The 14,032-nt window shown below is 54.5% G+C and carries 16 protein-coding genes; 5 read left to right on the forward strand and 11 right to left on the reverse strand.

What is annotated here, in order from left to right:
- The first annotated feature begins 85 nt into the window (after nt 1-85).
- Nucleotides 86-1,306 carry a tyrosine-type recombinase/integrase gene (locus tag PV433_RS26110; protein ID WP_332074968.1) on the forward strand — a complete coding sequence of 407 codons (1,221 nt, stop codon included), beginning with the start codon at nt 86-88 and terminating at the stop codon, nt 1,304-1,306.
- 58 nt (nt 1,307-1,364) lie between these two features.
- On the opposite strand, the gene PV433_RS26115 is transcribed toward PV433_RS26110, so the two are convergent.
- Together PV433_RS26115 and PV433_RS26120 are read right to left on the reverse strand one after the other, a co-directional pair.
- On the reverse strand, nt 1,365-1,535 hold the full coding sequence (locus PV433_RS26115; protein WP_332075102.1) for a hypothetical protein: 171 nt from the start codon (nt 1,533-1,535) through the stop codon (nt 1,365-1,367).
- A gap of 25 nt (nt 1,536-1,560) precedes the next feature.
- Nucleotides 1,561-2,103: a protease gene (locus PV433_RS26120; protein WP_332074969.1), complete on the reverse strand. Its 543-nt coding sequence runs from the start codon at nt 2,101-2,103 to the stop codon at nt 1,561-1,563.
- Nucleotides 2,104-2,359: 256 nt separating this feature from the next.
- Here PV433_RS26120 and PV433_RS26125 point away from each other — a divergent pair, with 256 nt between their 5' ends.
- From PV433_RS26125 to PV433_RS26135, 3 genes are read left to right on the forward strand one after another with little or no spacing between them, the layout of a single operon-like run.
- On the forward strand, nt 2,360-2,986 hold the full coding sequence (locus PV433_RS26125) for a YdcF family protein (RefSeq protein WP_332074970.1): 627 nt from the start codon (nt 2,360-2,362) through the stop codon (nt 2,984-2,986).
- A 49-nt stretch (nt 2,987-3,035) separates the two neighbouring features.
- Nucleotides 3,036-3,659 carry a GNAT family N-acetyltransferase gene (locus PV433_RS26130; protein ID WP_332074971.1) on the forward strand — a complete coding sequence of 208 codons (624 nt, stop codon included), beginning with the start codon at nt 3,036-3,038 and terminating at the stop codon, nt 3,657-3,659.
- 11 nt (nt 3,660-3,670) lie between these two features.
- On the forward strand, nt 3,671-4,570 hold the full coding sequence (locus tag PV433_RS26135) for a carbon-nitrogen hydrolase family protein (RefSeq protein WP_332074972.1): 900 nt from the start codon (nt 3,671-3,673) through the stop codon (nt 4,568-4,570).
- 47 nt (nt 4,571-4,617) lie between these two features.
- On the opposite strand, the gene PV433_RS26140 is transcribed toward PV433_RS26135, so the two are convergent.
- The 5 genes from PV433_RS26140 to cymR form a co-directional block, all read right to left on the reverse strand.
- Nucleotides 4,618-5,691, reverse strand: coding sequence for an AI-2E family transporter (locus PV433_RS26140; protein WP_332074973.1), 1,074 nt, complete (start codon nt 5,689-5,691; stop codon nt 4,618-4,620).
- Between the two features lie 153 nt (nt 5,692-5,844).
- Complete coding sequence (locus PV433_RS26145; RefSeq protein WP_190930908.1) at nt 5,845-6,042, reverse strand: hypothetical protein; 198 nt, start codon at nt 6,040-6,042, stop codon at nt 5,845-5,847.
- A 5-nt stretch (nt 6,043-6,047) separates the two neighbouring features.
- Nucleotides 6,048-6,569 (reverse strand): PRC-barrel domain-containing protein, encoded by a 522-nt coding sequence (locus PV433_RS26150; RefSeq protein WP_332074974.1) that lies wholly within the window; start codon nt 6,567-6,569, stop codon nt 6,048-6,050.
- Nucleotides 6,570-6,852: 283 nt separating this feature from the next.
- The gene (locus tag PV433_RS26155) at nt 6,853-8,004 is read right to left on the reverse strand and encodes a cysteine desulfurase family protein (protein ID WP_332074975.1); all 1,152 of its coding nucleotides are present in this window, start codon (nt 8,002-8,004) and stop codon (nt 6,853-6,855) included.
- Between the two features lie 15 nt (nt 8,005-8,019).
- Nucleotides 8,020-8,439, reverse strand: coding sequence for a cysteine metabolism transcriptional regulator CymR (gene cymR, locus PV433_RS26160; RefSeq protein ID WP_190930911.1), 420 nt, complete (start codon nt 8,437-8,439; stop codon nt 8,020-8,022).
- 560 nt (nt 8,440-8,999) lie between these two features.
- On the opposite strand from cymR, the gene mnmA reads away from it, so the two are divergent.
- Nucleotides 9,000-10,097, forward strand: a complete 1,098-nt coding sequence (gene mnmA, locus PV433_RS26165) for a tRNA 2-thiouridine(34) synthase MnmA (RefSeq protein WP_332074976.1) — start codon at nt 9,000-9,002, stop codon at nt 10,095-10,097.
- Between the two features lie 162 nt (nt 10,098-10,259).
- Here the strand turns inward: mnmA and PV433_RS26170 are convergent, their stop codons facing one another.
- From PV433_RS26170 to PV433_RS26185, 4 genes are all read right to left on the reverse strand, one after another.
- Nucleotides 10,260-11,054, reverse strand: a complete 795-nt coding sequence (locus tag PV433_RS26170; RefSeq protein WP_332074977.1) for an IclR family transcriptional regulator — start codon at nt 11,052-11,054, stop codon at nt 10,260-10,262.
- 310 nt (nt 11,055-11,364) lie between these two features.
- Nucleotides 11,365-12,300 carry an aldo/keto reductase gene (locus PV433_RS26175; protein ID WP_332074978.1) on the reverse strand — a complete coding sequence of 312 codons (936 nt, stop codon included), beginning with the start codon at nt 12,298-12,300 and terminating at the stop codon, nt 11,365-11,367.
- Nucleotides 12,301-12,406: 106 nt separating this feature from the next.
- Nucleotides 12,407-13,189, reverse strand: a complete 783-nt coding sequence (locus PV433_RS26180; protein WP_332074979.1) for an SDR family oxidoreductase — start codon at nt 13,187-13,189, stop codon at nt 12,407-12,409.
- Entirely contained in the window at nt 13,186-14,025 is an 840-nt protein-coding gene (locus tag PV433_RS26185; protein WP_332074980.1) for an HpcH/HpaI aldolase family protein, read from the reverse strand. The genes PV433_RS26180 and PV433_RS26185 overlap by 4 nt, the downstream gene beginning before the upstream one ends.
- Between the last annotated feature and the right edge of the window lie 7 nt (nt 14,026-14,032).

Raw genomic sequence — 14,032 nt, forward strand, 5'->3', positions numbered from 1 at the left:
TACATACCACTTTGCGCTTTCCAGCCGCAAGGCTGTTTACCATACATAAAAATAGAACATACGTTCGTGATTAGAGGTGAAGGAAGTGACGAAGAAGAGTACCGGGAGCAAGCCAGACAAAAAGAAAAAGCTCCCTCCGGGTGTGAGGGAGCGAGACGGGCGATATACCTACCGGTATAGTGTTGAAGTCGTAAAGGATGGGAAACGGACTCGTAAGCAGAAAGAGACGGAGTCCTATCCAACGGCCCAAGCCGCATACGATGCCGGGATACTTATTAAGGCGGATCAATTAAAAGGAAAATTGGTAGATGCAAAGAATTTTACTCTGGAACAATGGTGTGAGCGGTGGCTGGAAGATTATAAGACAGAACGAGAAGCAAGAGTTAGAACTTATAAGTCGAAACGATCTGCTCTCAACTCGCTAAAAAAGCAGATCGGCGAGTTTACCAAAATGAAGGACATATCCGGAGATGATTATCAGAAATGGCTTAATAAGATGAGACGTGACGGGTGTGAGAAGGGGACGATAACAGAGTACCACAGCGCCGCTCGTATGATGTTCGCTGACGCTGTACGAAAAAAGATAATCGGAGAGAGTCCAGCAGACGGAGCTATTCTTCCTGCATTTAAGTTAACGCTAGAGCAAATTGAATCAGCCGGTGACGAATTACCTAAGTTTCTAGAAAAACATCAACTCAAACACTTTTTACAAATCGTTCGTTTCCGGGGGCGCCCGCAAGAGCATAACCTTTTTACGCTGCTGGCTTTTACAGGTCTACGGATCGGTGAACTACTAGCATTAAAGTGGAGCGACATCGACAATAAGCAGCGAGTAATATCGGTAACCAAAACCCTTGTCAATCGCAGTAAAAATGGCGTGTATCTACTTGGACCGCCAAAAAACAAATCATCCATCCGCAAAGTAACAATTGGGGATACTGCTGTTTTGGCTTTCGAGAGCCAAAAAGATTGGCAAGATCAGTATAAGCGTGACCATGAGTTATTCTGTGATGACAATTTTGTTTTTTGGACTTTGAAGTACCCAGGTTGCCCAGCTGACGCAGGTCGGCTCTTAAATCGTATGAAGGTCTTGCTAGATCTAGCAAAACTCCCAGTTACGCTAACCCTTCATAGTTTGCGACACACACACGTTTCGCTTTTGGCCGAGGCGGGCGTAGAACTTCCAGTAATTCAAGAGAGGATCGGTCATAAGAACGATGAGATTACTCGCCGCATATATCTTCATGTAACAAAAGGACAGCGTACAGCGGCCCCTGACCGGTTCGAAAAGGTCATGCAATCATAAAAAAGTAATACGTGGGTAATCTGTGGGTAATTCACCCACAAAACTCCCATTTATAGCTTCACACAAGGGATATTATATGCTTAACATTTTTGCTTCCCAAAAACGATCCCGTTACAATCATCGCCTCATCCGGGCTAACCGTCTTGTACCTGGCCCAAAACGCCAGCCCGAGCACGACAATTACGCCGATGACTATCGCCGGAATGACCAAAGCTTCTGAAAATTCCATCCAATCTCTCCTCTCTGATTACGGGTTATTCCCCATTGAGCGCATCGTCCAGCCGGGATACGAACAACGTATCGTCCCGGACCTCAACGACGACTACCCTTTCCCCGGCCGCAAGCGTATTCCCGTCGAAGCTGGCTGCGATCTGGTTGGTCCGTCCGGCGCCTACCTTTAGCAGCACTTCGCCGTATCCTCTTGGCGGGATCGGCACAAGCACTTCGCCGATAAGACCGGACAGCTCGCGGATCGAGAAGGCTGTGGAGTTTTCGCTGTTTTCCATCGGCCGGACATAAGCGACGAAGACCAGAATGCTCAGACCGGTTGCGGCTGCCAGCGCGATAACGACTACCCATAGCGACCCGAGTGCGGTGTAATGAGCAAGTAAAAGTCCGGCCCCGCCAAATGAAGTAATCCAGCTAACGAGCACCATCGGGCGAATCTTCCACAAGCCGTCGACCGACAGGAAATCAAGCACCCCGTCGATCGCGTTGCTGATCAGGTCTCCGAAGATGACGGTTACTAGGGCGAACAAGGCTCCTCCAGCCAAACAAGCCCAAAACAGTTGCTCCACATCCGATCCCTCCCCGCGCCGGTGCCATCTAACCGTAGCTAGCTAAACAACACCTGTAGTTCTGCAAGCATTTCCCATATATTGAACAATGCTGTAAGTTCACTATGTAATACGTGGTTCAGCGACTCGAGTTTCACAATTTCGACACAAAATCGCTTTTTCTTGCACAGGCCCCGCATAAGCATCCTCCCGGACTTTAGATCAGGGGCGAATCCGGGTATAATAGACATACTTATGACAATGGCGGGGATATGAAATGAGGATACCTAAGCGTAAACGGAACCCGCTCCGATATATACTCCGGCTGCTGCTGTCGGTCGTGCTTGCGGTCACGCTTTATTTCGGCGGGATGAGCTGGCTCATTCTGCATACTTGGAAAACGTCCGCAGGGGCAAACAGCGACACGATGATCATCTTGGGAGCAGCCGTCTGGAACGGCAAGCCGAGTCCGGCCCTCAAAGAGCGGCTCGACGTCGCCGTCGCCCTTTGGAATGAGAAAAAAGCTGCACGCATCATAACAACAGGCGGAATCGGCCTGCCCGGCGAGCCGTCGGAAGCGGCGACAATGAAAAAATATTTAGTCCAGCAGGGTATTCCTGCAAGCGCCATCCTCGTAGAGGATCAGTCCCGCAGCACCTATGAAAATTTGCAAAACAGCCGCAAACTGATGGACGAGCATAACCTGCGCACGGCGATTCTGGTCACGCACGGATTTCACGCATTCCGCGCCGATATGATGGCAGAGATGCTCGGCATCCCGTCCACGGTCGAACCGGTGCAGCTCCGGCCGCACAAGCTGGCCTACTATACGCTCCGCGAATGCGGCGGAGTCGCTTACCTGCTCGTCACCGACCCGCTAAGGTCAATCCAGGCTTTATTTTAGAAATACTCCGTTGCTCGTTAATTGCGCTGATACAAGGAGGAGTTCGTGGATGTCGATCTCGGTTCGCACTTATACGATAAACGATTATGAAGATTTGCTGACGGTCCAGCGCGAGGCGTTCCCTCCCCCTTTTCCGGAGGAGCTGTGGTGGAAACCCGAGCAGATCGCCGCTCATGCCGCCACGTACCCGGACGGTGCGATGGTGGCAATATGCGACGACGAGGTCGCCGGTTCCTCGACATCGCTGCTCGTCCAATTTACCGGCGAGCCCCACACGTGGGAGGAAGTATCCGATAACGGCTACATCCGCGGGAGCCACAATCCCGAAGGCGACAGCCTGTACGGAATCGACCTTTGCGTCAGGCCGTCCTTCCGTTCGCGGGGCGTTGCGGCGGCCTTGTACGAGGCGCGTAAAGCGCTTGTCGTCCGCTCCGGGCTGAAACGGTTTATGGCCGGCTGCCGAATTCCCGGCTACCACGAAGTTGCGGATACGATGAGCGCCGAGGACTACGTCCGGCAAGTCGCCGCAGGAGAGCGGAAGGATCTGGTCCTCTCGTTCATGATCCGCCAGGGGCTGAAACCCGTTCAAGTGCTGGACGGTTATCTGGAGGACGAAGAGTCTCTGAACAAAGCCGTGCTGGTTGAATGGAGAAACCCGCAGCTCACCGACTAGGAGGAACAACCATGTTGCCAACAAACCGCATCGCGGCCGTCCAGTACGGCCTATCCAGACTTCGTTCCGGTGAAGCGTTCTGGGCGAATGTCCGCCGTTATATAACTAAGGCCGGCGACGAGCAGGCGAAGCTGATCGTATTTCCCGAATATTTGACCGGACACTTGCTGTCCCTCGCCCCTGCGATGACCAACGCCGAAGCATGCGAATATTTGCACGCCCGGACGGACGAATATATGACCCGGTTCACAGATTTAAGCCGCGAGAGCGGGATGATGATCCTGGCGGGCACGCATATTCACCGGGAAGGGTCGTCTGCCGCCCCCGGCCCGGAAGTCAAGGCGTATTATAACGAGGCGTTTCTATTTTTCCCCGACGGGCGGGTCGAGCGGCACAAAAAGAACCATCTGACGCCCGAGGAGCAGCGCGCGTGGCCCTTGCTGCCCGGCGACCAATATGAAGTTCACGATACCGAAATCGGCAAGATTGCGATTCAGATCTGCTATGACATCGAATTCCCCGAAGGCTCGCGCATTGTAGCTGATCGGGGAGCGGACATCATTCTCTGCCCTTCCTATACGGATGCGGCGGCGGGATATTGGCGGGTGCGCAACTGCAGCCAGGCGAGAGCGATCGAAAATCAGCTGTACGTCGCGATAAGCGGACTGGTCGGCAGCATGGCCGGCGTCGAACAGGTCGATGTCGGCTTCTCGCGTGCAGGCGTATTCGCTCCGTGTGACAGACCGTTTCCTCCGGACGGCATATTGGCGGTCGGCTCCGGCAACCGCGGCGGTCTCGTCTACGGCGATGCCGATCTTCGTCTGCTGACGGAAAACCGGACCCAGGGGGGCGTGGCTCCGTTCCGGGACCGCCGTCCTGAGCTGTATGCCGCATATGCGCTCCGCACCTGATTGCAGCAGCAACAGCAGCCGACACCGCATAAGGGCGTTACGCGAAGCTACGTCGTGGGCTTGCGCTGCAGGTAATAAATAAAGATGTGCTGAACGATCACCTTCAGGACGGCAAATACCGGGACGGCCAATATAAGGCCGATAATCCCGGCGAGCTTGCCTCCGACGAGCAGCGCGAAGATGATCAGCAGCGGATGGAGATGCAGCGTGCGCCCTACGACTTGCGGGGATATTACATTTCCTTCCAGTATTTGCACGATAAAATTGACCAGGACAACGAACAGCACCATTTTCAGCGATACGGTGGAGGCCATAATGATCGCCGGCGCCGCACCGAAAAAAGGGCCGAGATACGGAATAATGTTAAATACCGCCACGATGCTGGCCAGCAGCAGCGCGTACGGCATTCCGATCAGCCAATAGCCGAGATAAGCGAACAGACCTACGAGCAGGCAGACGAGAAACTGGCCCCGTATGTAATTGCCCAGAGCGGTATCGATATCGATCACCAGCTTGATCGCGTTTTTGCGGTGGGTGCGCGGGACGGTGGCGAGTACGGTTTTCTCGATCAGTTGATAATCCTTGAGGATATAAAAGGCCAGGAACGGGACGATAAAAGCGACCATCAGCGTATTGATCGTGCTGCCGATGCCATTGACCAGGTTCGATATAAAGGTCGACAGCGCATCCTCCGCTTTTAACAGCGCGTTGTTGATGCCGTTGCGGACGCTCTCGGGCACCAGACGGTTTTCGTTCAAACCGTCGAACAACCCTTGCGCACGGACGGTCAGCTCCGGCATATGCTCGTTCAGCTCGCCAAGCTGCTTGACGAACATCGGGGTCAGATTCATCACGACGACGACGACAGATGTAATAAACACGGCGTAGATGAGTAAAACTGCGGCTGTACGCGGCACTTTTCGTTCGTTCAGCAGCCGGACGATCGGATTCAGGACGTAAGAGATAATCAACGCTATGACGAACGGTGCCAGCACCGCTTTTAAAAACCCGAATGCGGTCGACAGGATCGGTTTGATCTGCTGCAGCAAAAACAAAATGATCAGTCCAAGCAGCACGTATACCATAGTGACGAATGTCCGGCTCTTCATAAACTTATCCACCGCTGGCGCCCCCTTTCCTCGTTACAGTATATGTACAACCCCGTCCACTTCATTCAAAAGAAAAAACCGCCCGATGGGCGGCCGAAGGCGGTATAGATGCAAGAAACCCGTCCGGCAAGGACGGGTTGTTTCTGTGCGGCGTGCAGCCGGCGATTAGTTAGCGTGAACTTCAGGCATTTCTTCCTCGAAGAACAAGTCATCCAGCGAACTCAACGTGCCGTCTTCCTCTACCTGATAGACGGACATTTTGTCTCCGTTTACCGTTAATTCGATAAAGCAGCTCCAGCAATAAAACTGATGGGAGCCGATTTTCCCTATATCCTTTGAATTGCAGTTCGGACATCTCAGCATTATACTCACCCTATTTCATGAAATGATGGCGTTTCTTGTGCGACGCAGCCGACCGGCACCATCACAGCGTCTTCCCCGATCGTAGCCGATTGCGGAGAAGGCAGCCACTTGCGCCCTTCTTTGATGTCGGATATGAAACCGTCGGACAACTCATAACCTACTATCTTTTTATCCATTTTTTCTCCAAAGTAAACATCTTCCACCAAACCGAGATTTTCCCCGTCCAGCGTGATGACCGGCAAGCCCTTCAATTTGAAGCCGCCGTCCAGCAAAGCGACCCATTCGGACCCGGAGTCGTCCATACTGCGGACAGCCTGCTCGTCCTTCACGGTGACAGCGTCCGTCCCGATCGATACGATGTCTTCCCATCCGATGTAGCGGGGAGAAGCAAACCAATTTTTCGATTCCAGCAGTACACCTTGAAGATTCCAGTCGCGATCGATCAGGAAATCTTTTGCTGTGCCTAATTGCTTACCCGCTTCGATATCGAGTACGGGAAGCCCCATGATGTCTTTTGCTCTTCTCAAGGTGGTGCCCTCCTGAAATTAAAGCTGGCTTCGTCACCATCCACTAAGCTTTACCTAAAGGGGACCAGGGGATCTCCTTGTGCGGCAAAACCGGCTAAAAGCATACATATATCATGCACGCACCTTCGGAATTTCATTCCATAAAGTGCAGGTTGTCCTAGGCTACCCGTATTCTAAGCTGCAGTCGAGAACGTCTATTCCTGATGTCGGTCATTGTATCGGAGCGGCACAGTCAATCGCCGCCTTCCCACCTCCTAGCATACTATACGGGGGATCAGTTGCCTTACAAACTATTACGAATTCGCCGCGAAATGGTTGCAACTTTTAACGCTGCGGCGCGGATTTGTTCAATATTTTGCGAGAATCCGAAGCTAAACCGGATTGCGGAACGTTTGACTTCTTCCGGAAGGCGCATCGCTCGAAGGACGTGCGAAAGCTCCAGGGAGCCTGACGTGCAGGCCGAACCGCTAGCTGCCGCGATCCCTTCCAGATCCAGGCTCATCAGCATCGTTTCGGTATCGGCACCGGGGAAGCTTACATTAAGAATGTGGGGCAATCGTTCAGTAGCGTGGCCGTTTACAATAAAGCCGTCGTTCCCGAGCTCCGAACGCAAAATTTCGATCATTTGCGCCCGCAAGCGGCTGACGTGTTGCAAGTTGCTCTCCTGCTCCCGCACCGCAAGCTCCACCGCTTTGGCAAAGCCGGCGATGCCGGCTACGTTTTCCGTGCCCGCCCGCCGTTTGCGCTCCTGAGAGCCGCCTACCAGCAGAGGGGCGATCGTCGTCCGCTTGGACACGTACAGCGCGCCTACCCCTTTTGGGCCATAAATTTTGTGGGCAGTGAAACTCATCAGATCGACCGGCAGATCGGACAGGTCCAGCGGCATCAGCCCTAGCGCCTGCACCGCATCGACATGGAATATGATTCCCCGCTCGCGGGCAATCATCCCGATCTCGCGAATCGGCTGAAGCGTTCCGACTTCGTTATTGCCATACATGATACTGATCAGAAACGTATCGGGCCTGATCGCCGCAATCAGCTCCTCCAGACGGATCTGTCCGGATTCGTCGACCGGTATATACGTTACCTCGTAACCTTTACGCTCAAGCTGTTCGCAGGCGTGCAGGACGGCATGATGCTCGACCTGTGAAGTGATAATATGTTTGCGGTTCGTCCCGTACTGCTCGGCCGCCCCGAACAACGCCGTATTGTCGCTTTCGGTTCCGCCGCCTGTAAATAACAGCTCGGCAGGCGAGCAGACGAGCTGCCTCGCGATCGAATCGCGGGAACGGCTTATGGCGATCCGGCTCTCCCGGCCGAAGGAATGAAGGCTGGAAGGGTTGCCGAACGTTTCCCTATAATAAGGAAGCATCGCTTCCAGCACTTCCGGCCGAACCGGAGTTGTAGCTGCATGATCGAGATAAATCGGACTCATCGGACGGTCACCTGATCAAATATAAAACATGTAATTTTCGTTTTTGCCTTCGTCCTGGAACGTAATCAAGCTGGCAAGCGTGGTCGAATCCAGCACTTCGGCGATGCTGTTTTTGATCCGGATCCACAAATCCCGCTTCGCCGGATCGTCCTCATCCGTAAAATCGACGGGACTGATCGGCCCCTCCAACACGCGAATGATATCGCCCGCCGTTATTTCATCCGGCATCCGCGACAAATTGTACCCTCCGTATGCGCCCCGGATGCTTTTCACCAATCCGGCGTTGCGAAGCGGCGCGATCAGTTGCTCCAGGTAATGCTCGGACAGCTGATGCTTCTCCGCTATACTTTTCAAAGATGTAGGTCCTTCGCCGAATCTGGTGGCTAGTTCCATCATGATGGTGAGCCCGTATCGGCCTTTCGTCGATATTTTCAAGGTGACACCTCATTCGTCGGTTGTTAGTCCCCTGCTTATTCGGCAATCCGGATAATCGTCTTTCCGTGCCTTTCGTAAGGAAACGTGCTTAGCCCAGCAACTATGTAAATAACAGCTGCAAGAAGGAAATTGCTTCCGAATTATAGCATAGCCAATAATTGGACTGGATTTACGTGTTAATCTAAAGAAAAGGAGGAAAAACGAGAATTGTCGTCATTCCACGATGAACGACCGGGGAAATGCGGCGCTGCGCCGCCGGTTCAGGAAGCCGCTTAACGCTTCTGCTGGCCGAATCTTTGGAAAAAACTTGCATAATGATGCGAATATCATTTATATGTTAACATATAAAGAACGGTTATGGTATCGAAAACCTTGACATCTTCATGAAAAGTTTTTAATTTCGATCGAATTTGTCGGCAAAACGAAACGCTCTCATGAAGCGAATTGTCATCCCTCTTCGAATTAACCGCTTTTGTGTGGTAATATAGGAGAACATCCGGGTGACTAGCGGTTCCTCGATCGCAGCGCGCCTATTTGCTTATAGAAAGAGGTAGGGCAACATGGCTACGAATCATGCAAATACTAGAGTCGTCGTCGGCATGTCCGGCGGAGTCGATTCGTCCGTTACGGCGCTGCTGCTGAAACAGCAAGGCTATGACGTGATCGGAATCTTTATGAAAAACTGGGACGACACCGACGAGTTCGGCCACTGCACCGCAGAAGAAGACGCCGAGGACGTGCGCCGCGTATGCGCCCAGATCGATATTCCGTTTTATACGGTCAACTTCGAGAAGCAGTATTCGGAGAAAGTGTTCCAATATTTTCTCGATGAATACCGCAAAGGCCGGACGCCCAATCCCGACGTCATGTGCAACCGGGAAATCAAGTTCGGCGAATTTCTGCAAAAAGCGATTGCGCTCGGCGCCGACTATTTGGCCACCGGGCATTATGCGAGAGTGGAGAGCAAGGACGGAGCTTACCGGCTGCTCCGGGGCGTCGATGCGAACAAGGATCAGACATACTTCCTGAACGCTCTGAATCAGGAGCAGCTCTCCAAAGCGATGTTCCCGATCGGGCATCTCCCGAAGCCGAAAGTACGGGAAATCGCGCTTGAGGCCGGGCTCGCCACCGCCAAGAAAAAGGACAGCACCGGCGTATGCTTCATCGGGGAGCGCAACTTCAAGGAGTTTCTGAGCCAATACTTGCCGGCGAAGCCGGGGGAGATCCGCACGTACGACGGCGAGGTGAAAGGCCGCCACGACGGTCTGATGTATTACACGCTCGGGCAGCGGCAAGGACTTGGCATCGGCGGATCGGGCACGGGCGAGCCCTGGTTCGTAGCGGGCAAAGACCTCGAGAGCAACGTGCTGTACGTCGTGCAGGGCGAGACCGACCCGCATCTGTACGCGAAGGGGCTTACCGCGACCGACCTGAACTGGATTCATCCGGTCCTCCCGGACGCTCCGCTCCCCTGTACCGCGAAGTTCCGGTATCGCCAGCCCGATCAGGGCGTGGCGGTCCGCTTCCTGAGCGAAGGCCGCTGCGAGGTCGAGTTCGACAAACCGCAGAAGGCGGTTACGCCGGGACAAGCCGTCGTTTTCTACGATGGGGATGTGTGCTTGGGCGGAGCTGTCATCGATCGGACGTACGGAATATAAGAAAAAAATCAGACAAGCGACCCGGCCGGCTAAGGCGGAGTCGCTTGTTTGTGGTTGGTGGGCGTGCTGCAGCTTCAAAGCCGGTCCAGCGTCCTGAAATCGGCGTGCCGGCACTCTCCAACCTACCGTCCGCTCGTACTCGCATCCAAGGCTTAGGCTGTCCTAGTTATCGAAATATCCGATACGCCGGGACAGCTGGGAAGCCAGACTTTTAACCGTAATGCCGAGCTCGTTAATTTTCTCCTCTGCGATGCCGTACCCGCTCGTGCTGATGGCGGCGATCACATCGCCGTCTTTATTGCGGATCGGCGCGGCGAAGCAGCGGACTCCGTAGCTCGATTCCTCGTTGTCGACCGCGAAGCCTATCTGACGTACCCGCTCCAGCTCTTTGCGGAATGCGTCCATGGACGTAATCGTATGATCCGTCAGCTTCTCGAACTTGCACCCTTCCATCACCTTGTCCAGTTGCTGCTCGGGCAGCCACGCCGTCAAGCATTTGCCGAGCGCCGTATTGTAGACGGGTCTGCGCTGCCCGATCGCTCCGAACAAATATTTCATATGATCCGGCTCTACATTAACCAGATACAGCACGGAGTCTTTTTCGAGAATGGCCAAATGAGCGGTAAACCCGATCCGGTCCACCAGCTCGATCAGCACTTTCTTCCCTTCATCGACCAGATTCGTCGAATTCGTAAATACCGATCCCAGCTCGAACGCCTTCGGCCCGATCATATATTTATCGGTATTTTTGAGTTGCTGCAAATAACCGTGCGTCAGCAGCGTCAGCATCAGCCGGTGCACCACGCTTTTGTTCAGCTCCAGCTTGCGGGCGATCTCGCTGACGCCGAGCGGGCGGCGGTCCTCGATGAAGCATTGCAAAATCATCAGCGTCCGGTCGACGGACTGGATCATAAAGTAAGGGGCGTCTTTTTGCGGTTTTTTCGGTTCCGTGTCCATATCGCGTAGTCTCCTTAGTCTCGTACCGGCATCGTTACCATGATCGCTTTGATACGATTCAGCTTGTACCAAAGCTCCATTGCTGCATCGCTTCAAATGCCGTTTGTACCGTCTCTTATTGCGTTACATTATATTATACAAAAAACTGCCCGCAAAAGGTAGTCTCCCTGGAAAGAGGCGGACGTTGCATCGTGTTGCGGCAATTGACATAAAAAACGGACTGCCCCGCTGCTTGCACGCTGGAACAATCCGTCTTTTCTTTCGTATGGTTACCCGAACCTTGCCGTATCGCGCTCATCGGCCTTCCGGCCTACTTCCTCCATACGGGAGGAGTGACCACGTATTCCGGAACGCTGCGGAACCGCTCCGCGATCTCCTCCCGCAAACGGCCGGGCAGCGCCGGACCTTCGACCAGCTCGAGATTGGCCCGGACCTGATCTTCCGTCTCGGCTCCGATGACGAGACTGTCCACTCCCTCCAAGTCACGGATGTAGGATACGGCTATTTGTGCAATCGATACACCGTATTTTTCGGAAAGGTCCTGCAGCGACCGGACCAGGCTCTTGGCTTCGTGCAGATGATCCGGCACTTCGTCTTCCTTCATATAAAGAAGTCCTTGCAAAAACACGCTGCGCACGTAAACCGTCTTCCCCGCTCCGGCAAGTCTTCCCAAGCAGCCGTTCACAACCGGACGGTGGTCCAGAACGCTCATCGGCAGCTGGATCGCTTCATAAGCGGGATGATCCAGATACACCGACAAATAACGGTACTCTTCCTCCGTATTGGTAGCGACGGATATGCCCGCCCGGCCGATCAGCCCTTCGCTCAGCATCGTCTGGAAAGCGGCCGTCACTTGATCGCCGAAGTGCTCCATGATCCGGGTATTGTGCAGCATCACGACCGGGATCGAATTCATCCGCAGGCGGGAAAGCGATTGTTCGATACAGCTTCGCATCTCCCGTCCAATTTGTTCGCCGCTTGCTCCGGGCTCGGGATTCAGATGGATTTTCGTGACGATCGTAGGACGTTTTCCTTCAAAAAAACGACCCAGCACGTCTTCCGACTGCCCATAAGCAGCTGCCGTATCGTAGCAGACGACGCCGCCCTCCCAGGCTTCCCGCAAAATCCCGAAGCTGCGCTCCTCCGAAGGCATTCCGTCGCGGTTATGAATACCATACGGCAGGCCGAGCTGCACCGTGCCGAGAGTCAGCTTCGGCTGGCCGGTGACGCGTTTTGTTTCCCCCATCGCGATTCTCCTTTTTGTTCGCCAGCGGACCGCGGCTTCCCTCCGTGTCTATCTGTGTCTGACGCCGTCTAACAGCCGCCGCACGCTTTTCTCTTCCAATCCGGCGTTATTTCGCCGTATATCCTCCGTCAACCGGCAGGTTGACGCCCGTTATATAGGCAGATGCATCCGAAGCGAGAAAAACGACGCTGCCCATCAAGTCGGTCTTGCCCGCCATCCGGCCCAGCATCGTCCGCTCGCTGTACCGCTCGATAAACGCGTCCGGCGTACGGTGCGAAGCGAGCCCGCCGGGGCTGATGCAGTTGCAGCGGACATTGCTCGGACCATAATAGCTGGCCGCGAAGCGGGTGAAGTTAACCATGCCGCCTTTGTGGAAAAAGTAGTCCGGTACGAAGCCGTGGAAGCCCATATCCTTATAAAGCGAAGCGTCCGCGCCGACCATCCCCTGAATCGAGCCGATATTAATGATCGAACCCGAACCCTGTTCGGCCATCCGGTCCCCAAAGGCACGGGTAATGGCGAACAGACCCGTCGCATTAATCCGCATGCTTTGGTCGAATGTCTCCAGCGGATCGTTCCAGTGCCCCATCGTACGGGCTACCGCATTGTTTACGAGAATATCGATCCGCCCGTGATCGGCGAGCAGTTTGTCTCTCAGCTCCAGGATCGACTTCTCCTGCTCCTGGTCGAGACAGTAGGCGGAGATGCTCACGCCATCCTCCGCGAAGCTTTCCTTCAGCTCCGGCAGCCGTTCGCGGTCGCGCGAGGTCATACTCGTAGCCGCTCCCGCCTGAGCGAGCGCCAGCGCGACTTGCCGGCCGTATAGTCCGGCACCGCCGGTGACCAGAGCTACTTTGCCTTCCAGCGAAAACGATTGCAGAACACTCATGTCGTTGCCTCCTTCGGCAATCCGGCGTACACGCTTGCGACGTTCTCCACCTTCTGGTTGCGAAGCTCTCCCATGATCGACTTATAATATTGCATCAGGGCGACTACATCCGCGCCGATGCTGATGAACCGGTACCCCATCGCCGTCAGCTCGGCGGCGTTGCCCGTAGAGCCGACCGTACCGGCAATTTTGCCGTGCTTCACAGCCAGCTCGGCAATCCGCCTGCGCGTCTCCAGCAGCAGCGGATGGTTCATCTGACCGGGCGCCCCGATCGATTGGCTGAAGTCGCCGGGTCCGAAGAAGATAATGTCCAGCCCCGGCAGGGCGATAATCTCTTCAAGCTCTTCCAGAGGCTCCACATCTTCAATCTGCAAAAGGTTGAACCGCTGCTCGTTCGCCTGCTTCAAATAATCGGCAAGCCCAAGGCCACAGTAGCCGCCGTCAGCATTGCCCCCGTCGACGGGCCGCAATCCGAGCGGATGGAACTTCGTGCTGCGGATCACCTCTCTCGCATCGGCTGCGCTCATAATGTGCGGCACCATAATCCCGGCCGCATCCATCTCCAGCGGACGGATGTAATCGCTGTAGCCGCCGCGGGCTACCCGCACGATCGTGTCGACGCCGTGCACCTTCGCTGCGAGAATTTGCTTTTCGATCACCGACCAGTCGTTCGGCACATGCTCCATATCGGTCCAGATGCAGTCGAAGCCGCTCATCGCCGCAATTTCCGCCGCCCGGGCATCCCCCAAATTAAGCTTCGTCGCATAAGCGACCTCTCCTGCCCTCAGCTTTTGCAGCACCCGGCTAGGGCGCATCGAAAAGGTCATTTCCGGCATCGTTTTT

Source organism: Paenibacillus sp. GYB004 (genome assembly GCF_036577605.1).
GTDB classification, from domain to species: domain Bacteria; phylum Bacillota; class Bacilli; order Paenibacillales; family NBRC-103111; genus Paenibacillus_AB; species Paenibacillus_AB oceani.

What these genes read in the sequence shown, in the direction of transcription:
- PV433_RS26115 (WP_332075102.1), bottom strand. Translation starts at nt 1,535, where the DNA reads ATGGAATTTTCAGAAGCTTTGGTCATTCCGGCGATAGTCATCGGCGTA.
- PV433_RS26125 (WP_332074970.1), top strand. Translation starts at nt 2,360, where the DNA reads ATGAGGATACCTAAGCGTAAACGGAACCCGCTCCGATATATACTCCGG.
- PV433_RS26130 (WP_332074971.1), top strand. Translation starts at nt 3,036, where the DNA reads ATGTCGATCTCGGTTCGCACTTATACGATAAACGATTATGAAGATTTG.
- PV433_RS26135 (WP_332074972.1), top strand. Translation starts at nt 3,671, where the DNA reads ATGTTGCCAACAAACCGCATCGCGGCCGTCCAGTACGGCCTATCCAGA.
- PV433_RS26145 (WP_190930908.1), bottom strand. Translation starts at nt 6,042, where the DNA reads ATGCTGAGATGTCCGAACTGCAATTCAAAGGATATAGGGAAAATCGGC.
- PV433_RS26155 (WP_332074975.1), bottom strand. Translation starts at nt 8,004, where the DNA reads ATGAGTCCGATTTATCTCGATCATGCAGCTACAACTCCGGTTCGGCCG.
- mnmA (WP_332074976.1), top strand. Translation starts at nt 9,000, where the DNA reads ATGGCTACGAATCATGCAAATACTAGAGTCGTCGTCGGCATGTCCGGC.
- PV433_RS26170 (WP_332074977.1), bottom strand. Translation starts at nt 11,054, where the DNA reads ATGGACACGGAACCGAAAAAACCGCAAAAAGACGCCCCTTACTTTATG.
- PV433_RS26175 (WP_332074978.1), bottom strand. Translation starts at nt 12,300, where the DNA reads ATGGGGGAAACAAAACGCGTCACCGGCCAGCCGAAGCTGACTCTCGGC.
- PV433_RS26180 (WP_332074979.1), bottom strand. Translation starts at nt 13,189, where the DNA reads ATGAGTGTTCTGCAATCGTTTTCGCTGGAAGGCAAAGTAGCTCTGGTC.
- PV433_RS26185 (WP_332074980.1), bottom strand. Translation starts at nt 14,025, where the DNA reads ATGCCGGAAATGACCTTTTCGATGCGCCCTAGCCGGGTGCTGCAAAAG.